General features: G+C 38.2%; 19 protein-coding genes, 3 pseudogenes and 1 other annotated feature. Of the genes and pseudogenes, 1 reads left to right on the forward strand and 21 read right to left on the reverse strand.

What is annotated here, in order from left to right:
- Window positions 1-26: 26 nt before the first annotated feature.
- The 21 genes and pseudogenes from obgE to NC797_RS05165 all read right to left on the reverse strand — a co-directional run bounded on the left by obgE (window position 27) and on the right by NC797_RS05165 (window position 19,564).
- On the reverse strand, window positions 27-1,310 hold the full coding sequence (gene obgE / locus NC797_RS05065) for a GTPase ObgE (protein WP_272435659.1): 1,284 nt from the start codon (window positions 1,308-1,310) through the stop codon (window positions 27-29).
- 13 nt (window positions 1,311-1,323) lie between these two features.
- Window positions 1,324-1,857, reverse strand: coding sequence for a Spo0B domain-containing protein (locus NC797_RS05070; protein ID WP_272435660.1), 534 nt, complete (start codon window positions 1,855-1,857; stop codon window positions 1,324-1,326).
- Window positions 1,858-1,987: 130 nt separating this feature from the next.
- Window positions 1,988-2,278, reverse strand: coding sequence for a 50S ribosomal protein L27 (rpmA, locus tag NC797_RS05075; protein ID WP_272435661.1), 291 nt, complete (start codon window positions 2,276-2,278; stop codon window positions 1,988-1,990).
- 15 nt (window positions 2,279-2,293) lie between these two features.
- Window positions 2,294-2,626 (reverse strand): ribosomal-processing cysteine protease Prp, encoded by a 333-nt coding sequence (locus NC797_RS05080; RefSeq protein ID WP_272435662.1) that lies wholly within the window; start codon window positions 2,624-2,626, stop codon window positions 2,294-2,296.
- Between the two features lie 10 nt (window positions 2,627-2,636).
- Window positions 2,637-2,945: a 50S ribosomal protein L21 gene (gene rplU / locus NC797_RS05085; protein ID WP_272435663.1), complete on the reverse strand. Its 309-nt coding sequence runs from the start codon at window positions 2,943-2,945 to the stop codon at window positions 2,637-2,639.
- Between the two features lie 16 nt (window positions 2,946-2,961).
- Window positions 2,962-3,034 (reverse strand) — a sequence feature (ribosomal protein L21 leader region).
- Between the two features lie 39 nt (window positions 3,035-3,073).
- Entirely contained in the window at window positions 3,074-4,528 is a 1,455-nt protein-coding gene (locus NC797_RS05090; RefSeq protein WP_272435664.1) for a ribonuclease E/G, read from the reverse strand.
- Between the two features lie 14 nt (window positions 4,529-4,542).
- Window positions 4,543-5,412, reverse strand: coding sequence for a M50 family metallopeptidase (locus NC797_RS05095; protein WP_272435665.1), 870 nt, complete (start codon window positions 5,410-5,412; stop codon window positions 4,543-4,545).
- Complete coding sequence (locus NC797_RS05100; protein WP_272435667.1) at window positions 5,396-6,163, reverse strand: M23 family metallopeptidase; 768 nt, start codon at window positions 6,161-6,163, stop codon at window positions 5,396-5,398. Before NC797_RS05100 ends, NC797_RS05095 begins: the two co-directional genes overlap by 17 nt.
- A 216-nt stretch (window positions 6,164-6,379) precedes the next feature.
- Entirely contained in the window at window positions 6,380-7,177 is a 798-nt protein-coding gene (gene minD, locus NC797_RS05105; protein WP_272435668.1) for a septum site-determining protein MinD, read from the reverse strand.
- Entirely contained in the window at window positions 7,170-7,856 is a 687-nt protein-coding gene (gene minC / locus NC797_RS05110; RefSeq protein ID WP_272435670.1) for a septum site-determining protein MinC, read from the reverse strand. The genes minD and minC overlap by 8 nt, the downstream gene beginning before the upstream one ends.
- A 48-nt stretch (window positions 7,857-7,904) precedes the next feature.
- On the reverse strand, window positions 7,905-8,444 hold the full coding sequence (gene mreD, locus NC797_RS05115) for a rod shape-determining protein MreD (RefSeq protein ID WP_272435671.1): 540 nt from the start codon (window positions 8,442-8,444) through the stop codon (window positions 7,905-7,907).
- Window positions 8,441-9,325 (reverse strand): rod shape-determining protein MreC, encoded by an 885-nt coding sequence (gene mreC, locus NC797_RS05120; RefSeq protein WP_272435672.1) that lies wholly within the window; start codon window positions 9,323-9,325, stop codon window positions 8,441-8,443. The genes mreD and mreC overlap by 4 nt, the downstream gene beginning before the upstream one ends.
- A 12-nt stretch (window positions 9,326-9,337) precedes the next feature.
- Entirely contained in the window at window positions 9,338-10,378 is a 1,041-nt protein-coding gene (locus NC797_RS05125) for a rod shape-determining protein (RefSeq protein ID WP_272435673.1), read from the reverse strand.
- Between the two features lie 333 nt (window positions 10,379-10,711).
- Window positions 10,712-10,870 (reverse strand): annotated as a pseudogene (locus NC797_RS05130) (JAB domain-containing protein); the annotation flags it as partial.
- 110 nt (window positions 10,871-10,980) lie between these two features.
- Window positions 10,981-12,363 carry a reverse transcriptase/maturase family protein gene (locus tag NC797_RS05135; RefSeq protein ID WP_272435674.1) on the reverse strand — a complete coding sequence of 461 codons (1,383 nt, stop codon included), beginning with the start codon at window positions 12,361-12,363 and terminating at the stop codon, window positions 10,981-10,983.
- Window positions 12,364-12,871: 508 nt separating this feature from the next.
- A pseudogene (locus NC797_RS05140) lies at window positions 12,872-12,955 on the reverse strand (JAB domain-containing protein); the annotation flags it as partial.
- 729 nt (window positions 12,956-13,684) lie between these two features.
- Window positions 13,685-14,158: pseudogene (radC, locus tag NC797_RS05145) on the reverse strand (RadC family protein); the annotation flags it as partial.
- Between the two features lie 355 nt (window positions 14,159-14,513).
- A complete protein-coding gene (locus tag NC797_RS05150; RefSeq protein WP_272435675.1) occupies window positions 14,514-15,455 on the reverse strand; it encodes an SPOR domain-containing protein in 942 nt (313 codons plus the stop codon).
- A 127-nt stretch (window positions 15,456-15,582) separates the two neighbouring features.
- On the reverse strand, window positions 15,583-16,350 hold the full coding sequence (locus NC797_RS05155; RefSeq protein ID WP_272435676.1) for a prepilin peptidase: 768 nt from the start codon (window positions 16,348-16,350) through the stop codon (window positions 15,583-15,585).
- A gap of 11 nt (window positions 16,351-16,361) precedes the next feature.
- Entirely contained in the window at window positions 16,362-18,119 is a 1,758-nt protein-coding gene (locus tag NC797_RS05160) for a sensor domain-containing diguanylate cyclase (protein WP_272435677.1), read from the reverse strand.
- Between the two features lie 152 nt (window positions 18,120-18,271).
- A complete protein-coding gene (locus tag NC797_RS05165; RefSeq protein ID WP_272435678.1) occupies window positions 18,272-19,564 on the reverse strand; it encodes a bifunctional folylpolyglutamate synthase/dihydrofolate synthase in 1,293 nt (430 codons plus the stop codon).
- 58 nt (window positions 19,565-19,622) lie between these two features.
- On the opposite strand from NC797_RS05165, the gene NC797_RS05170 reads away from it, so the two are divergent.
- Window positions 19,623-20,618 carry an ATP-grasp domain-containing protein gene (locus NC797_RS05170; protein WP_334313216.1) on the forward strand — a complete coding sequence of 332 codons (996 nt, stop codon included), beginning with the start codon at window positions 19,623-19,625 and terminating at the stop codon, window positions 20,616-20,618.
- Window position 20,619 lies beyond the last annotated feature (1 nt).

Here is a 20,619-nt window from a genome sequence, read left to right on the forward strand (position 1 = left end):
CTCCATAATCTTTTTGCACTTCCTCTTTATTCAACAAATTCGAATTCATATTCTAAAAGACGTACAGTATCTCCATCTTTTGCCCCTCTTTTTCTTAACTCATCGTCAACACCCATACCTCGAAGTTGCCGGGAAAACCGACGAACCGATTCATCGTGGTTGAAGTCTGTCATTTTGAACAGTTTCTCTATTTTATCACCTGACAGAACGAAACTTCCATCAGACTCTCTTGTAACTGTGAATGCATCCTCTTCTCCCACAAACCGGTACATGACGTGCTTTTGTTCACTATCTTCAATGGACGTTGTTTCTTTCGGAATGGAGTCTAATAAGTCTGATATGGCAAAAAGCAATGGCTTTAATCCATCTTTTGTAAATGCGGAAATTGGGAAAATGGGATAATCGTCATTCACCTTTTTTTGGAACGCATCTAGATTTTCCGCCGCTCCTGGCATGTCCATCTTATTGGCTACAATGATTTGCGGACGCTTTTCTAGTGAAAGATCGTATGCTTTTAGTTCCGTATTTATCGTAACGTAGTCTTGATAAGGATCGCGCCCTTCTGTTGCAGCCATATCAATCACATGCACAATGATACGGGTTCGCTCCACATGGCGTAAAAACTGATGTCCTAAACCAATCCCCTCATGCGCTCCTTCAATTAGCCCTGGTAAGTCAGCCATGACAAATGCGCGTTGATCTCCAGTCTCTACTACACCTAAATTAGGGGCAATTGTGGTAAAATGATAATCTGCAATTTTAGGCTTTGCAGCACTAACGACCGATAATAACGTGGATTTCCCAACACTAGGAAAACCGACAAGCCCTACATCGGCAATCAGTTTTAATTCAACCTGTATGTAACGCTCGCGCCCAGGTTCTCCATTCTCTGAAATTTCAGGGGCAGGATTACGTGCTGTGGCAAACCGAATATTCCCTCGTCCCCCTCTTCCTCCATTAGCAATTATAGCTTGCTGTTTATGTGCAACAAGATCTGCAATGACCTCGCCCGTATCGTCATCCTTTACTGTCGTACCTGGTGGAACCCTTACAACAAGCGGATCAGCGTTTTTTCCATGCTGCCCTTTACTCATACCGTGTTCGCCACGCTTCGCCTTAAAGTGCCTTTTGTAACGGAAATCCATCAACGTGTTAAGACCCTCGTCCACTTCAAAAACGATATCTCCACCATTCCCACCATCACCACCAGCTGGTCCTCCCATCGGTTCATATATTTCTCTTCTGAAAGCAACAATTCCATTACCTCCATCGCCTGCTTTCACATATACCTTCACTTGATCGACAAACACATCGGCCACCTCTTTACTTGCACTGTATCGACATCGAACAGCGTATTTTTTTATCGACTTCTTTATATGTAACATGATGCAAAAAGGACATACCGCTCAATTCCTCCACCATCTCATCCTTATTCGAAAAAATTCCCATAATTAAAAAGTCCAACCACACATTATTTTGATTGTCTTGTCTTATCGTTATATTACCATTATACATTTCCATTTGGTCACTGTACCATTCTACCGTTTCTACTGTTCGAACACAATGACGGTACACTTCATCATCTACATCAGAAAGAGGTAATTGAATGTCCTTTACTTGATAGTCAAACCGCATGTTCGTATGTAACGAATTGAAGCGAATTATCCAAAGTGCTGTTTTAGGTATATGTAAGTTAGAAAGTTTTCTTTCTTCATGTGCCAAAGCAACGATTTCATTCAACTTTTGTTGAACCTTATCTGTTTTTCCCATCATCACATACCCTTGAATCAGTTGGAGCTGATTCAAATAATCGTGACGATAATGGCTTAGGATATCTATTACCTCATTTTCTTTCATAATCTGTCACCCCTTTTGAAAATTATAACAAAAATTTTGCAAGAATTCTTGTAGAACATAGAAGCCAGACAAATCACAAAAAGAAAAAGATCCTAACCATACATATGGCTAGGATCTTAAATAAGTTGGCTTATGCCTCCTGAGCTTTCGGGTATACGCTCACCTTTTTACGGTCACGGCCGTAACGCTCAAATTTCACAACACCATCTACTTTTGCGAAAAGGGTGTCATCACCACCACGGCCAACGTTATTTCCAGGATAAATCTTTGTACCGCGTTGACGATATAAAATCGATCCACCAGATACAAGCTGTCCATCAGCACGTTTCGCACCTAAACGCTTTGCTTCTGAGTCACGACCGTTTCTAGTACTACCTTGACCTTTTTTTGTAGAGAAAAATTGTAAATCTAGACGTAGCATTTCGATTGCACCTCCTTATTTTTCAGAGATGGAAATATATTGACCATAATCACGTTCAATTGTTTGAAGGGATACCATCATACCCTCTAGCAGCCATTCTGCTTTTGAACGAATGTCATCTGTAATGTGTTCGGGTAATTCCATGCGTAAGTAGCCGCCTTCATTACCTGCCTGGTTAATGATTGGTTCGAATTGGCACAGCTTGATCACAGCATTGATTCCACCAAAGGACACTGCCGATACCCCAGCACATACTAGATCATGCCCCGCTGGTCCACTACTTGCATGACCGCTTAGCTCGAACGCATACATTTTTCCACTTTTACGATAAGCCGTTACCTTAATCACTTTTATAGCCCTACGCGTTGATTTTCTCAATCGTAAGCTTCGTGTATGGCTGACGGTGACCTTGTTTACGCTTGTAATTCTTCTTTGGCTTATACTTGAATACGGTGATTTTCTTCTGACGGCCTTGTTTTTCAACCTTGGCTGTCACAGAAGCACCATCAACGTAAGGGGAACCGACTTTAACATCGTCACCACCAACTACAAGTACTTTATCAATAGTGACCGAGTTACCTGTTTCCGCATCGACCTTTTCCACGTAGATCGCTTGTCCCTCTTCCACTTTCACTTGCTTACCACCAGTTTCAATAATAGCGTACATACTGTGTTGCACCTCCCTATAGACTAAGACTCGCCATACAGGTGTCAAAAGACTTTAACTATACCTGTTCTGTGCGGTTGTAGCAATCGGTGCTGCTACTCACTATAACGTATAAATGTTACCACATATTAAAAAACCTTGTCAATAGGGTAAGAGGTTTCCTTTACTTGTTGTTCTATTACACTTTGACTCCCAGCATGTTTGACTTGAAAAGAATCTATATACTCATTTTGAATCATGTACACATCAAGTGTCACATCTTTCATGTTGTCTCTAATGTTATGTAAAAATCGTTCATATACGTTTGGATGTAGCTCAATGATGAGCACCTCGACCTGCTTCATTTGATAGGATACAATTTCTCTCTCAAGTATATATGCTGTCGTTTCATGTGAGAACGGATGAATGGCGTTTGCCTGACTCCCTAATAAAAGATAGGGTAAATCGGGAGTTTCTCTTTTTCTTGTCATTTCAAGTAATCCAAGCTTAGTAAATCCATACACTTCCGTTCGAACAGGGTCTTTTGCTAATTCTTGTTCAAGTGTGTATCGAACTTTTTCTCGATCCCCTTCTGTTGACATTCGAATAAAATCAATGATAATCATCCCCGAAAGATTTCTTAATCGAATTTGTTTCGCCGCTTCAATCGCAGCATTCATATTTGTTCGAATCATCGTTTGGTTTTTGGATAAATGCTTTGTAAAAGAGGATGAGTTTACATCGATAACTGTTAACGCCTCTGCTTGATCAATGTGAAGATTCGCCCCACCACTAACCTGTACTTTTTTTCGAACAAGATATTCGTACAGTTGAGGAATGGTATATGGAAGAAGTGCTTCTGTTTCCTTTTTCCACTTAATCCGTTTGGACAAAACAGGATGTCGTTTTCTTAAATCATTCGCTAAAGAGCTATCATCAACATAGACTACTTCGATGGAAGAAGGAGAAAATCTTCGCAAGAGTTTATCAGGTATTAAATGGTCTTCAAATAAGCGAGTAGGTGTAGTAACTTGTTTTGCAACTGACACTATTTGTTGCCATCTTTGTTTCAGTAGTCCATATTCACTCTCGATTTCGGTCAGGGCAGACTCAGGGGCTGAAGTACGTACTATTGCGCCTTCCTCCCCCTGCTTTATCGCTTTTAACTGATTCACAATAGGCGTACGACTTGTTTCTGGTAATTTTTTCGATGCTGCAATATAAGCACCGAACGGTAAAAAAACGAGGTTAACACCCGGAATGGTAATGTTTGCTGTTAACATTGCGCCTTTTTCACCAAATGGATCCTTTATTATTTGAACGAGGATCTTTTCTCCCTCTGTTATTACATTCTCGATGGAATATGTCGGGTTTTGCCTACCCTTTGGTAACTCCCTTAGCTGCAAAAAGCCGAGTCGATCTAGCCCTACATCTACAAAAGCGGCTTGTAAACCTTTCTCAATATTTCGGACTCTTCCTACATAAATATTTCCGACTAGACTGTTTGCAGTAGGTCGGTCAAGAAAAACTTCCCGAATGTCGTTCTGTTCCATAACTACCCCAACTTGTTCGGTAGTTCTAGAATGTATGTACAATGATCGCATCTTTATCAACTTCCTTAGCCATTTTGGTCAAGCATCTCTCTAGCTGTTATTGTATAGTTTTTATCCATAAAAAAGGTATCTAAGCACTTTTGTTCGTCCATTGTCCCTTGCTGTTCTTTTGGATCTGAAGATATCTGAATATAATGCCGGTAGTTTCGTCTAAAAAGCGAAAAAATTTGGATTATTGTCGTTTCAGGCTTAACAATAATAGGGCTTATTCTGCCGATTTTACAATTGTTCTTATGTCTCTTCATTAAAAATCGTAAAAACACATAATAACGTTGTTTCCATTCTAGACGATTTTCCCATAATATAAAACTAATAAGTAAAACAGCACTTAATGTAAAGGAAGGATTCATAAAATACAAGATAACTCCGCTAACACAAATAATGATCGAACATACAATCGTTAAACTGTGCGCTTTTCGGTATGGCAAAAGTAGAGATAACCAAAGCAAACACATTTTTCCACCATCTAGTGGCCAAATCGGTAGTAAATTAAAAATAAGAATCGTTGTATTGTAATCAAATGCAAGATCAAGCAGAGATGGTGGGATAGAGGTAAAAGAAGAAGCAAAAAAAATCAATCCATACATCCAAATATGTTGCATTGGTCCGGCTAGTACAACAAGCAATTCCTCTTTTATCGGTCTACCCCCATGTTCATCCGTATCCATTACGCCACCAAATACCCAGAGCATGATCTTGTTCACTCTCCATTTAAAGTGTTTCGCCATAACGAAATGCCCGAGCTCGTGGATAAGAACGATGCTAAAAATAACCATCCATTCCACGAAGGTACCTGTTAAAATAGCAATCCCTGTAAATGCCCAAAAAACAGGATGTAGATGAACAGGAGGTAGATGCTTAAGGACGTTCGTCAACTTTCATCACCTGAACGGGATCCAAAAATGTATTGTCTTTTTCAATGGCAAAGTATACTTGTTGAGCATTTTCTTGGGATGGATCAAATTCACCAATTACATCATTCGTTCCGACAAACTCGTATTGAAAAACATTAATCGATGTTAAATTACCGTATATACTGTACGTACCGTCCGCATGCTGGATCTTGATCGTTTTACCTGTCTCTCGGTCATTTCCAGCAAATGTAACCATACCCCCCTTCATGGAAAGAACTTTTGATACGTTTTCTGTTGTAATCATAATTCCTTTTCCATTTGATTGAAACGTTTGGCTAACCGTGCCATTCACAGGAAGTGCATTGGCCGTTTCACTGCTTTGGTCTTTTTTTTGAGGTGTTAAGGCTAATGGATAACCAAATTTGTTCTGATACCATTGGTTAACACTAGCGAACGGGAATTCCTCTGTAAGCATTTGTGATGTAAGTTGTTTAGGCTTGTCCGACCAACTAACGTCGATACGATAAAGAATTGCTACACCAAAAAATAATATCGCTGCCATAATGGTTTTCGTAAAGAAAGATGTAACAAAAGTATCTCTCATCCTTCCATTCTCTTCTGTCCCTTGTGCAAAAGGAAAATAACCGTGTTTCTCTTCATCCTGTAGAAAGGTAGGGCGAAAAGATGTACCACTCTTGGCTTTTGGGTCGATCTGTTTCATTTTTTTTCTTCTTGCAATGCTTTTTCTGACTTGACTGACCTCTTTTTTCATATACAGTTCCCTTTCCTTCACGTCATATTTGTACAAGTCTATGAAAAAAGGTAAAGAGATATGCAAGAAGTAGGTTATTGGTGTTATTGAGTTTTGAGAGGATGTTCATTAAATTGGAGAAACTGCGCATAACAATAGACTTTGAAAATAGTCATCATGCAAAAACCCCTTGTCTAAAGCGACAAGAGGTTTTTCAAAAAAGAGATTCTAGTTAACCTAAGAACGCATTCCAAAAAACTTTTTCATTTTTGAAAACATGCCTTTTTCGTCTTCTAAAGATAACAATGGTACGGATTCTCCTAATATTCTTCGCGCAATGTTCCGGTAAGCAATGGAAGCTTTCGTGTTTGGCTGGAATGCAACGGGTTCACCGTGATTCGAAGCTTTGATAACCTCATCATCATCGGCCACAATCCCTAGAAGGTCAATAGACAAAATCTGGACAATTTCATCGACATCAAGCATATCCCCGTTTTTCACCATGTGATTCCGAATTCGATTCACGATTAAGTGTGGTGGCTCAATGTCCTCTTTCTCTAACAATCCAATAATCCTATCAGCATCCCGAACACTTGACTTCTCGGGTGTGGTTACAACGATTGCTTTATCAGCTCCAGCAACCGCATTTTTATAGCCTTGCTCAATACCAGCAGGACAGTCTATTAAAATATAATCATAGTCTTGCTTCAGATTGTCTACTATATCCTCCATGCCTTCAGGTGTTAAGTCCGATTTGTCACTTGTCTGTGCTGCTGGAAGGAGGAACAGGCATTCAAAACGTTTGTCCTTTATCAATGCTTGATTTAATTTACACTTTCCTTTCATCACATCTACAATATCGTAGATGATACGATTTTCTAGACCCATCACAACATCTAAATTACGAAGACCAATGTCCGTGTCAATTAAGCAGACCTTTTTTTCCATTAATGCAAGCGCAGTTCCTAAATTAGCAGTAGTGGTAGTCTTGCCTACACCACCTTTTCCAGAAGTAATTACGATCGCTTCACCCATTTAACATTCTCCTTTCAAATCCGCTTAAATCTGGTCGCTTATGCATAAGAACCTGAAGACGATCAATCACAATCTTTGCTCTCGTCTCGTCCACTAAACCACATTCCATATAAACTCCGTCAGATTCATAGTCAGGTGATCTACTTATATAGTCCGCAATTCTTAATTGACTCGGTCTCATGTAGGAGGCCACAATCACGGCCTCGCGATTCCCATTGACCCCTGCATGTGCTACTCCTAGTAAACTCCCTATAACAAAAATATTTCCCTTCGCCACAACTTTGCCACCAGGATTAACATCGCCAATTAATAACAAATCACCTTTTACTTCGACCACTTGACCTGAACGCACGATACGATTGATCGCTTTAATTTCACTATCTTCCTTCCACTCTAATGCTTTTTTCTTGGGAACTACATTGGAATGAATGGATTGAACCACTAACTTTTTTTTATTTCTTATCAGGTCTCGAAGCTGTTCCTCTTGTTCTTTATGTAAATAACGGTTACCCAGTTGGATCATAACCGTTATCATCGGCTCATCTTCATCTAAATAATTTGTAGAGAGCTTGTCCTCTAATTCTTTTAACAATTCGTCAAAAGAGCACGAGTCATCTAAATGTAGAGTAAGACCATCTCGAGTCCCTTTTATCGTTACTACTTGCTTGTTGCCTATCACGATAGGTTCACCTCAAACTATTATTTTGACCCTTTGGATAGATAGTATTTATACTATCTTCTTTTTGTTTAATTGTAATTCTGACCACTGTTCTAATTTTCCTTTAAATAAAGGATAAATAACGATTAGAAAAAGTAGATTTGCCACCACAGTCGGAATAAGTCGTGACATCGCATAATCCTGCCACGTAACATCCGCGATACCAATGAAGTTATAGGTAACGTATAAACCGACATCCGCTAAAGTTACACCTAATGCCACAAGCAACAGAGCAATAAACAGGTTGGAATGAAGTACTAATTTTAATCCATGAATAAAATAATTCACAACACCATAAAAAAACATATATACACCTAAGACATCGGTATACACTACATCAATAATAAACCCAAAAATAACACCATATAAAACGGCATAGAATGTATGATCAAGATCATAGAAAATAGTGATCATAATGGAAAATACTAAAACCCAATGTGGAATAATATACAATTTCCCATTGATTAAATCCCTCGGCAAGATCTCAGGGGCTACCCCCTCAAGAACGAGGAAAAGTAACAATAGAAGTGGAAGAAAAAAACGCTTCATTGTTCACCCTCCTCATCCACTTCAAGATCCTCCTCTGGCTGTTCCGAAAGTCTTTTGACCACAATAACATGGTCTACATCATAAAGGTCGGCAGCTGATGTAACATACGCTGTTTGAGTAAGTCCATATTGTCCAGGTGATACTTCTTCGACTGTGCCAATAACTAGATTTTCTGGAAATATGCCACCTAATCCAGAAGATACGACCGAATCACCTACTTCGATTGACGTGTCTTGTATACCTTCTAAAATAAGCGTCTCTTTTTCTTTGTCAAAGCCACTGATCAAACCTGGTTGTCCTTTTTCATCTCCCTCTTGCCCATATACCGTCACAGAAATTCTGTTTAAACGATCAAATCCACTTAGAAGCTGGACAGTTGAAGTGAATTTAGAAGTACTATTCACTTTCCCAATCATTCCCTCACCGGTTATGACAGCCATATTGGGTTGGACACCATCCTGCATTCCTTTATTTATTGTAACCTGTTCAAACCAGCGCTCTGGGCTCTGGGCAATTACGGAAGCCTGAATGGACTGATAATCGGTAAGTGCTTCTGTTTTATTTAAAACACTTCGGAGTTCCTGATTATCTTCTTTCAGTTTTTGAACATCGACTAAAAGATTTTTATATTGCTCTAAACGGTCTTTCAACAAACGATTTTCTTCGTACGTATTTTTAATATCTTCTATGTTTGCAAAAATATCTGTTGTATACTTTACAGGTTTATAAACAACACTTTGCAACCAACCGACGGAATCATTTAGGAACTGCTCAGCGGTTGAGAGTTCCTGTCTGTCACGACTCGAAAAACCAATGAATGCGACAAGAACAATAATTCCAATCAAAATAACAAACAAACGTTTTCTTCTGAAAAATGGCATTTAAACACCTACTTAATCCATTGTCGAACGTGAAGATATGCTAGGTTGGGACCGAAAATGGTGCATATATTCTAAAGATTTTCCTGTTCCGACTGCAACACTGTCCAGTGGATCTTCGGCTACAAAAACAGGCATTTTTGTTTCATCACTGATTACTTGATCAAGATTTTTCAACAAAGCTCCTCCACCAGACAACACAATCCCTCGATCCATAATATCTGCTGCTAATTCAGGTGGGGTTTTTTCTAATGTATTCTTTACCGCATCCATAATAGCAACTACAGTATCCTTTAAAGAAAGAGCAATTTCTTCAGCAGAAATAGAAATTGTCTTTGGTAAACCTGTTAATAAATCTCTTCCTCTAATATCCATTTCTTCATTGACAACAGGTTTTCCTGCTGATCCAATATCCATCTTAATTGATTCAGCTGATCGTTCCCCAATCATTAAATTATAATGTTTTCTAATATATTGAATGATGGAATCATCCATATCGTCTCCAGCAACTCGAATCGATTGGCTTGTTACAATTCCTCCCAGCGAGATAATGGCCACTTCTGTTGTTCCGCCACCAATATCCACAATCATACTACCTGTTGGCTCCCAAACAGGAAGTCCAGCGCCAATTGCTGCTGCAAAAGGTTCAGCAATAGGAAAAGCTTCTTTTGCACCCGCTTGTTTGGTTGCATCGATAACAGCACGTTCCTCTACCATCGTAATACCAGAAGGCACACATACCATTACATTTGGTTTTTTGGCAAAGGTAGAACGATTCTTCTGTGCCTGTTTAATGTAATATTTCATCATAACAGCAGTTGTATCATAATCTGCAATGACCCCATCTTTCATTGGTCGGATTACAGTAATATTTCCTGGGGTTCTCCCGATCATATTTCTTGCCGAACTTCCAACAGCCTCTATTTCGCCTGTTTCATTATTTTTTGCTACAACAGATGGTTCTCGTACAACAACACCTTTACCTTTAACAAAAACCAACGTATTCGCTGTCCCTAAATCTATACCTAAATCTTGTGAAAAATTAAATTTACCCAAATAAATCTCCCTTTCCTGATGTTCTCTAAAAAAATTATACGTTTCGAAAGCAAAGTAGTTTATGATTGCTGAAAACAACTTATTATATATGTAGTTTTACATTATCGATCACTCAAGAAACATGCAATATATCCCATGCAGTGAATGATAAGGATTTTCTGACAATCGTCGACATTCTTTAAAGAGAATAAGCGCCAATACAAGAAAAACCTTGAAAATGGCGCTGTTCTCAAATGTCTATATTAATTATACGAAAAAAAATCAAAAATAGATAGTACTTATACACACATTTCACTATGCGATATTTAGCATATCGGTCAAAATCTGCATTTCTTATAGATAACCCTTTTCTTTTAACGAAATGAACTTTCGATCACCAATAACTAAATGGTCTAACAACTCTATCCCAATCATTTTACCACATTCGGAAAGCCTCTTCGTAACATGGATATCTTCCTGTGATGGTGCTGGATCGTAGGGTAGGGAGTGTGCGCCTTACTAATTTGTTTTAGCAGGTTTCTTCATCCCCCCCTCAGAACCGTACGTACACCTTTAAGCGTATACGGCTCATCAGTTGATTAATCGGAATTTCTCACTAAAGGTTAAGGACAGATAAAACGGCTTCCATTTACATGTTTATATTTTGGCAAATCCTTTAGCTTCACAAACTGTTGTATTTTTTCATTGCCCTGTTTATCTGTCCCAACTAAGCATAATGATCCTTGTTTATGCTTCTTCATATTAGAAAAAACCTTGCTAGATGTACTTCTCCGTTTATTAGCAATTGTTTTAATAAAACTGCTTTGGGCTAAATAAAACAATGAATTAAGCTGATGATAGTTATTTGCCAGTTTGTAGTAATTTGCAATTGCTCTTAATTCCGTGTTGTAAGTATTAAGTATCTCTAATTCGGAATTGTTAACCAATTTTTTCCGATGTACTATTTTAAAATTATCTACATTACCATATCCTTTTTCATTCGCAAATTTCACGATCTTTGTTTTCGGAATTTCTAACTGTATGGTGCTTTTGTGTGTTCGAATCCTATTGTATTTGCGGAACTCATATCCGAGAAATGGAACTGGACGATTCAGATGGGTTATGTGCGTTGTTTCATCGTTTAAGTTAAGATTAAGACTTTCATGAAGAAAGCACATGATATCATTCTTTTTCTCATAAGTCATTTGTTTCGAACCAACAATACCTACTACAAAAGAGCCTGTATAACGAACGTACTTTATCCTTTGCGTATTGTCCATGAACAGATCAAGTTCATGAAGATAAATATTTGCAAGAACAGACGAGAGCATGCAGCTTTGTGGTGTGCACGAGAATGTTTTTTGTCTCATCCTAGTTTTCAGTACGCCACATGTAAGCGCATTTTGAATAATAAGCAAGAAACGTCGGTCATTGATTTTCTTTGAAATAAGTTTAAGCAACACTGTATGATCCATCTGCTCGTAAAAAGACTCCAAATTAACTGCCATACACCAAGTGATACCGTGCCATGTGTTCTTGATTTGAGAAAGTGCAGTATGACAGCAGCTGCCTTCTCTTAAGCCGTGAGAGTTGTTCGAGAAGATTGGTTCGAATACATTTTCCAAAATTATTTTTATCACTTCCTGTACAAGCGTATCTTTGAAATTCGGAGCTTGTACAATTTGCTGTTTCCCATTTATTTTTGGAAAGTGCGCCCTGCTTACAGATTCAAAATAAAATGTCCCAGCTTTCAACTGTTCAATAATGTCGTCTATTCCCTTTAAAACGGGACCATGTAAAGATGCAGCTTTTGTTCGCTTTGCTAACATATTCCTGGCATTTGGATATAGTTCTGTATAGGCTTTAAACCACAATTTTTTGTTATACATTAGACGGTAACAATCTGTAATGATTTTTCCCTTAAGAGAAGCATTCCTTATAACATCCAATTGTTGAAATGGATCCTTTGCCATATTCATGACTCCTTTCAAGATTGGCGTTAACATCAACCTGTTCCCCTTCCCCCTGCTAAACTCATTACAAGCAAACGTTGGGTAATACGGAAACTCCGTTACCATATGCACTGCTATTGTTTATCAAAATGAGCGATTGCACTTAGGTAATCCCTGCATTATGCCATAATTTTAGTTGCGTAATGGTTAGGTATCCCTTTCGACGGTTTCCTCCATTCCGAGGATTGTAGGACAAACCTTACTATGGCTAGGAAAGTGTTACTTCCCAACAAACGTTCCGGAGATACGTCTCCATTTTGTCCTCATTGCTTGTTAGCTATCGTAAACAATGGCGCATCCATCGCTCATTCGTCTAGGATTCAAGCAGTTTAGCTTTTACCGTACATCACTTGGTCTGAAGAACTGACTCGAGGTAGATAGCTTCCTCGTCTTTTCTCCTTTTCACATCATGCTTTGTTCCCTACATTGGGTTTCCCCACAAGGTAAGATGTTGACCATAGAACATTGTAAGGAGTTCTAGATTTTTATGAAATCACTAAAATCATGCACCGTGCAGGCGCACTCCAGAAGGATGATTGTGGGCACAAATAATTGAGGCTGCAGAACGTTTTACTGCTTCGCGGTAGTAGGGTAAGAACCCAGCGCCTTGCTTAGTTTCCCTAGCAGGTTTCTAAGAACTCCCCGCCAAACCGTACGTACTCCTCTCAGAGTATACGGCTTTCCATTTATCGATCTAACTTACCGTTGCATTGGAAGTTAGACTGTTTAATACTACTTTTGGGATTTCTCATAGAGTTCTCGCTCCTTCCCAATTTGGTATTATTAAACTCGATAAACTACTCTCCTTCGCCATGTAATAGGCTTTCCCTATCTCAGACTACTACGAGAGTTCCGTTACCATATTGGATATTCAGACACAACTGCCATAGCCTTGTATGGCGTTCCAACTTAGGCAATCCCCATTTAGACATTTAAAAACATGGCCCTTCATAGTGTCGGATGTGACTTTCGCTCGTTTCTTCGAATAGAAGCTAGACGAAGTAGTATCACCTCATGTTCCTCGAAGTTTATAAGGAGCATGCATACTTCATTCAACGTTCATCGTTACCTCACGTTGAAGGCCCCGTAGTCCTCCTTGAGCTATCATTCAGGCAATTCAGCTTTCATCCTTATCTATGCATTTTTCATCTTGCCATTCAGTCGTGCCTTGGTAACTAGGCAACTTATGGCTTTAACCAACATGCTACACTCCCCGCTTTCGTTTCCTTTGCGGATAAGATGGCTGATGATAGGATATAAATTGTGATATTTCCCTACTGCTTTGCCAAGGCAGGTTTTTTAAATGCCCTTATGGGCGCACAACTTCCCTGGGATGGACAATTGAAGCATTAAGGCTACCTATAAAAATAGTCTGTCGGTGAATAATTTGATTCTTTGTGTTCAAAAATAAACATACGAAATGTTCTTGATTCAAATTTCTCATTTCTTCCATTACATAATCTGCACCATCCTCAGGACTGCGAATAACATACTTTTCGAGAGGTCTAAATTGATGCATTCTGCTACCAAGTTCAATAGCCGCTAAAATTAATACACCTTTGGCTGTTCCTATTCCCTTAATAGCTGTTAGTTCCTCTATTGTTGAATCTCTAAGCAACTTTAACCCTTCAAAATGCATGAGAATACGCTGGGCAAGCGTTACAACAGACTCATTTCTCGTTCCCGTACCGAGTAGGATCGCCACAAGTTCTTGATTCGATAAATGCTTAGGACCAAGTTGGAGAAGTCGTTCCCTCGGGCGATCTTGTACCGGTACATTCTTAATCATTACGGCTGGTTCTGACAATAATTTTTCCCCTCCTACATTCTTGTATTAAAATTGTTGGTAATATAGCAACCCTCCTTCGTTTCTATCCTCTAAAACGGTTTTATTTTATCCGCTTTAGTATTCTTATCATACCCGCTTCGAGTTCGTGCAACAAATCAACAAAATTTAAAAATGGATGTTTATTTTTAAGTCAAATCCAACATTCCGTACTGACTATTCAAGAAAATAGCCGAGTAAACAGGAAGAAAAAATTCATTATTCTGTTACGTTAAACTCTTTACCCATAAAAAAACAGCATTCACTATTTTTTGGAATGCTGGATTTCTTATTAATTCTCCGAAACTAAAAACCTTATTTACTTTAAATTAGCAAGGTAAGATTCGTAAGTCGACAACGTGGAAAGTAATCCAATTTGAGCTTGGTTAGTTGACTCATTATCCGTTAGTGCTTGTACAAGTTGGGTAACGGAATCTTTCATTTTAGCCAATTGCTCTGACCCATTTTCAGGATATTCGTCCAACCATGATTGCCATTCGCTTACGTTCACATTTCCAGCCGTTTCCGACGTTAAGGATTGGAGTGCATTATCAAATAAGGTTGGATATTGTTCCACCCATACTTGATCAGATTCTGGAATTTCCACATTTGTCCCAGTAACTTCCCAAGATCTAGCATACGTTTCTATTCCCTGTTCTTCAAATGTACTTTTTAACGAATCTACACCACTTTCGGAGGAACTTGCACCGATAAATAATCGGTATTCTCCACCTCGTTCCCAAATAACAGAAGGATAACCTGTTTGATCAAGCTGCTGTTGCACTTCTTGAGCCATTTCTTTTGTTGAATATACACCTTCTTGCACAACATTTACGGCCAAAGTTGGGGATGAATAGGATACTGTATTTACTTCCCCCTCTTCACCACCTGTTATATTATCTTTTTCTGTTGTATTTGTTTGGATTATATCAGAAGGTTGTCCAGCTGCACTTGTGTTAGCGTCAATTCCCGCAAACATTTTAAGCATGACAAACCCTAATATAATTCCTATTGCAGTAGCAGAAAAAGCTGCTATGAAGAATAGTTTAAAAATGCGAGGTACTTTTCTTTTTGTTGAACGTACAGGAAAAAAATCTTCATCAGGTTTAGGTTGTATTTCATATTCCGGTATATTGTTTTGGTCAACAGCAGCTTGCTCCACATACGACTGCTTCCATGGAGTGCTTTTGTATTCATTGTTTTTTCCAATAGATGTTTCTTTTCCGTTCATTCGTACTGAAATTGTTTTATGGTTATCCACATCATTCCCCTACCTCTACTAGAGTTTGTTCTACTCTAGCATAATAGAAGTAAAAAGTAAGACGAGTTTTGTCATCTATCACGTAAGAATTTTCGTCATAATCAGGCAAAAATTTTCTTGCGTATTTTTAGAGTGTAAAAGTAAGAAATGTTCTAACATACCATGTAATGATCATCTCTCCATAAAAATATGCTGTTAGCGCACCCATTACTAAGTATGGACCAAATGGAATCGGTTTTTTCCGCCCCTGTTTGTTAACTATCCATTGCAAACCGTGAAAGCATGTTCCATAAATACATGCAAGAAAAAAGGCAAGAAGGACACCTTTTACCCCTAAAACAAGTCCAAATAAACCAACCAATTTCATATCCCCACCACCCATTCCACCCCGACTAATCACGATGACACTAGCAAGCATTAAGAGACCAATACTTGCTCCAAGAAAAGCAGACCACCACGGTTCTAATGGAACTAGGATGCGTAGAAAAAGAAAGATGGGAAGAAAAAAGAATAGGATGCGATCAGGAATAAGCATGTACGTTATATCTGTTACGAATACAATAGACATAAGGGAGACGAATGTTAACGCAACAGCCAATTCTGGTCGAAATCCGAAAATATAAAAACTATAAACAAAAAAGAAGCCTGTAAACAACTCAATAAATGGATAGATGCGAGAAATAGATTGATCACAATGACGACAGCTTCCTCTTTGGATCAGAAAAGACAGAACTGGAATGAGCTCATACCACGATAATGAATGGAAACAGTTCGGGCATATGGATCGTTTATTTTTCAGAAAAGTGGATACCGGTACGCGTAGTCCAACAACATTGTAAAACGAGCCTAACCCGAGTCCTAAAACAAAAAAGTAGAAAAGAAAAACGAGATTCATCTTTATTACTCCTATTCTTCTTGCATTGTATCTGTGTTGGTTAATTTTTCATAAATCGCTACTTTATTCCTACCTTTTTGCTTAGCACCGACATACATTGCACGATCCGCATAACGGATCAATTCTACTGGATCCTCACAGTTATCAGGATACGTTGCAATCCCTAGACTAGCTGTGATGTGAATTTCCAACTGATTTTGTCCAGGCAATATATGCTTATTTAGCAAAAATGGATCTCGGGCAATGGCACCCCTTATCGCTTCAGCAATATAGAGACAATGGGATTGAATCGTTTCAGGAAGTAATACAACAAATTCTTCCCCGCCATATCGAGCAACAATGCCTTTATCTCCAATCACATCGGTTAATCTTTTGGCAATCTGACGCAGCACTTCATTGCCGCTTTCATGACCATATTGGTCGTTAATCGATTTAAAGTGATCCAAATCAATTAATATGAGTGAAATGTGTTCACGAATCCGTTTCTTCTTCATCATTGTAAAATAATTCTGTAAATAGTTCTCAAAAAAACGATAGTTGTATAAATGGGTTAGTGGGCATCTTTCACTTTTACTTCTTGTTTCTTCATAGTTTTTGGCATTTTCAATTGCGACTGCTAAGTAATTCGTTAAAATATCCAATATCATGTATTGATATTTTTCATAGGCTCTTTTTTTCCTAGATATTACCGTAATGACACCAACAACCGCACCATTTCTTTCCATCGGCAGAGAGATGAGACTATTGACAACTGGAGGCAGTTGGTGAAACCCTTTTTCATTCCATTGATTTCCATTTGTATAGTAAACCCCTTGCTGTTGCGCCCATACTTTACCACTTACTCCTTCATTTTTTCTAAGCTTTGTTTTACTAGGAAATTCTAACAATTTTTCTTGATCATAAAATCGGACAAGCTGCATTGTATTACGATCATCCACCACTTCATACACATATACATAATCAATATGTAACAAGGATGTAATTCGCTCTATGAAAAGATCGATCACTTCTTTAACATCTAATTGACCTGTTAATTCATGACCAATTTCACTTGTTTTTTGAAGATAATGATTGATCAGCTGGCTAGAATGATAAAGCATCAAAATAAACGATATGCTAACAAAAGGTATACCGACATAGTAAACGGCTTGTACTTGAATTTCTGTGTATAAGAGATACAAGATAAATCCAACAGGAAGTACTAGCAAGGTAGTAGAAGTCTCCCAAATAAACCCTTTGTCGAAGAGTTTGACCTTTCTCCCGCTTAAGAACTTCTGAAACAATTTCAGTAATAATTGGTTGGAAATAAATACGGTAGCAACATAAACAAGAATTGGCACAACATCCTGATACGAATCGAATGGAATTCTACCGTGTATCCCGCCAAATTTGTGATAGACACCAGCAGATAAAAGCGAAACGAATAAAAACATTAACATGTTTACAGGTATTCGATGCCATTCAGTACGTCGAACCCGAAGTTTTATTAACAAAATGATAACAGCTAGCTGAGTTAAAACAACTTCTATAAAAAGGCCATAATATAAAAACACGGCAAATCCAATACCGTGAACGAAGAAAATCGGTGTGTTGTTAACAATTAGTGGAAATAGTGCGACAATACACATTAGTAATGCAAACGATAAAATGTCCACCCAATAAATTTTATCACCAGGAATCCAAAACTGGTAAAGCAACCATAAACTCAATGGCCACACGAGTACCCAAACAATTAATAAGCTGTTTTGTTTCCACTTAGGTACCACCATTCCACCAACTCCCCATCCATTTCGGCAATTTTCAACAAAAAATTAGGTCTTATATCCCATATTACTCGTAAACTAAAAATACCATAAGTCCCGAAATTTTACCATAGTTAACCAAAAAATTGTGAAAGTAACGATATGGAGTTGTCTTTTTCTTAGGAATCACTCATTTTAAGAATGTAAGCTCTAGCCACACTAATAAAGTGTAAGGAACCAGTAATAAATAGAACGTGATCTTCCTTATCGTGATATTCTTTTATATGATCGATGATGACCTTTTCCCAATTGAGTTCAACGCTCTTGTTCATGTTATGAGCTAATTGGTAGAGTTTGTTATTAGAAACGGCTCTTTCGTGGCTAAAGGTAGTTAGTGTAAAACGATCAAATGCACCTTCCATTTCAACGATCATTTTTTGAAGTGGCTTGTCTTGAAACCCTGCAAACAATACGTGTTTCTTATCGTTAGGGAATCTTTGTTGAACCGTTTGTATAAATGCTTTGATTCCTTCTACATTATGTGCACCGTCTAAAATAATTCTTGGGTTTTGATGTATGCTTTCAAATCTTCCTGGTAATTGTGCCTCTCTTAACCCTTCTTTCATTTTATCAATCTCAATTGGCCATCCCATTTCTTTCAACTGAGCTAATGCCATGATCGCAATACAAGCATTGGAAACTTGATGACTTCCGAACATGCTTAATTGTATGTGTGGTATCGCTAGTTGATCAGATACGAAACGAAAAGAGGACTGGTTAGGTGATAACACAGATTGGAAGTCTTCTCCATACTGATATAAAACCGTATTATTTTCTTTAACCTTCTTTTGCACAATATCCAAAGCCTCTTGCTGCAATGCACCAGTAATTAAAGGAATTTCTTTTTTAATGATTCCTGCTTTATGTTGAGCAATTGAGGCAATAGTTTCACCTAAAAACAAACGATGATCCTTCCCTATATTTGTTATAATCGTTAACATAGGAGATAGACAATTCGTAGAATCCTCTAAACCTCCCATCCCTGCTTCTACGATCACGATGTCTGTCTTGTTTGAAAAATAAACAAACATAACGGCTACAAGAAGCTCGAATTCCGTTGGCTGATCACCATCTTGATCAAGTTTATTTATGAGCGGATACATATTATCCATGATTTTGACAAACTGATCGGGTGGAATCGGGGATTGATTCAGATAAATGTGCTCGCACAATCCATTCAAGCTTGGTGAAACAAATGTACCTACTTGATAGTCATGTTGTATGAAAACTTGCTTTATAAAGGTTAACGTTGATCCTTTACCATTCGTGCCAGCAATGTGAACCACTTGCAAGTTTCTTTCGGGATTCCCTAACAATTTCAATAGTTTACGAATACGGCCAAGACCTGGTTTCACCCCATATGGATGTCGACTTTTAAAAAAGTGTTCAACCTCATTCATTTGCTGAAACATATAATAAAACCTACCTTTTTTTCAGGATTGGAGTTGATTTTAGTAGAGCGATTTAATTATGTATCATTACGATACCATATATAATGAAGAAATAGTGATCGTAGTATTTCAAAACAAACGATCAAGTTCAACTTTGCTTAAATCAGAAAGGATAATGATGATGTGTCTAGAGGGCTGGATTATATACAACGGGCATCTTACGGGAAACAAATTTCGTGACTTTGCCGAATGGATACAGAATGCAGGAGATCGTAAAGGAATAAAGACAAAAATCATTAAAAATAACCATCTATTTTCTATTTTATCAGATAATAGTAGTAGACTTCTAAACACAAGTGAACAAAGCCTGCCAGATTTTGTCGTATTTGGTGACAAAGATATTCCATTAGCGCGCCAACTAGAAGACATGCAGATACCAGTATTTAACTCGGCGCAAGCAATTAGCACGTGTGATAATAAAATTGAAACATATCGTGAGCTATCTAACAATAAACTTGCTATACCGAAAACAATTGTAGCACCGAAAATCTTTCCTGGTCTAACACAAATCGAACAAGAGCCGTTTCAGCATGTAGCTAGCGAACTAGGATTCCCCCTCATTATAAAAGAAGCTTATGGTTCATTTGGAGAGCAAGTCTATCTCATTACATCATTTAAAGAAATGCTAACTAAAGTCATGGAATTAAAAGAAGTTCCGTACGTATTTCAACAATTTGTTTCCACCAGCTTCGGAAAGGACGTAAGGATCAATGTAGTAGGTGATAATGTGGTTGCAGCCATGCTCCGTACTTCAAAGGAAGATTTCCGAGCTAATGTGAGTGCAGGTGGACAAATGGAACCTTACCAGCCTTCGCAAAAGGAAAAGGAAATAGCAATAGCTGCAACAAGAGCAGTTGGAGCTGACTTTGCTGGGGTTGATTTATTATTCGGCGAAAATAAGGAGCCTATTGTTTGTGAAGTTAACTCAAACGCACATATTCGTAACATTTATGACTGTACTGGCGTAAATGTCGCCGATTTTATTATGAACCATATTGTGAACGAGGTGGAATGAA

Source organism: Terrihalobacillus insolitus (genome assembly GCF_028416575.1).
GTDB lineage: Bacteria > Bacillota > Bacilli > Bacillales > Amphibacillaceae > Terrihalobacillus > Terrihalobacillus insolitus.

Excerpts from the sequence above, each read along its gene's own strand:
- NC797_RS05070 (WP_272435660.1), bottom strand. The coding sequence starts at position 1,857 with ATGAAAGAAAATGAGGTAATAGATATCCTAAGCCATTATCGTCACGAT.
- minD (WP_272435668.1), bottom strand. The coding sequence starts at position 7,177 with ATGGGTGAAGCGATCGTAATTACTTCTGGAAAAGGTGGTGTAGGCAAG.
- NC797_RS05135 (WP_272435674.1), bottom strand. The coding sequence starts at position 12,363 with ATGTTAACGCCAATCTTGAAAGGAGTCATGAATATGGCAAAGGATCCA.
- NC797_RS05170 (WP_334313216.1), top strand. The coding sequence starts at position 19,623 with ATGTATCATTACGATACCATATATAATGAAGAAATAGTGATCGTAGTA.
- NC797_RS05100 (WP_272435667.1), bottom strand. The coding sequence starts at position 6,163 with ATGAAAAAAGAGGTCAGTCAAGTCAGAAAAAGCATTGCAAGAAGAAAA.
- NC797_RS05090 (WP_272435664.1), bottom strand. The coding sequence starts at position 4,528 with ATGCGATCATTGTACATACATTCTAGAACTACCGAACAAGTTGGGGTA.
- rpmA (WP_272435661.1), bottom strand. The coding sequence starts at position 2,278 with ATGCTACGTCTAGATTTACAATTTTTCTCTACAAAAAAAGGTCAAGGT.
- mreD (WP_272435671.1), bottom strand. The coding sequence starts at position 8,444 with ATGAAGCGTTTTTTTCTTCCACTTCTATTGTTACTTTTCCTCGTTCTT.
- mreC (WP_272435672.1), bottom strand. The coding sequence starts at position 9,325 with ATGCCATTTTTCAGAAGAAAACGTTTGTTTGTTATTTTGATTGGAATT.
- NC797_RS05165 (WP_272435678.1), bottom strand. The coding sequence starts at position 19,564 with ATGTTTCAGCAAATGAATGAGGTTGAACACTTTTTTAAAAGTCGACAT.
- NC797_RS05155 (WP_272435676.1), bottom strand. The coding sequence starts at position 16,350 with ATGAATCTCGTTTTTCTTTTCTACTTTTTTGTTTTAGGACTCGGGTTA.
- rplU (WP_272435663.1), bottom strand. The coding sequence starts at position 2,945 with ATGTACGCTATTATTGAAACTGGTGGTAAGCAAGTGAAAGTGGAAGAG.
- NC797_RS05160 (WP_272435677.1), bottom strand. The coding sequence starts at position 18,119 with ATGGTGGTACCTAAGTGGAAACAAAACAGCTTATTAATTGTTTGGGTA.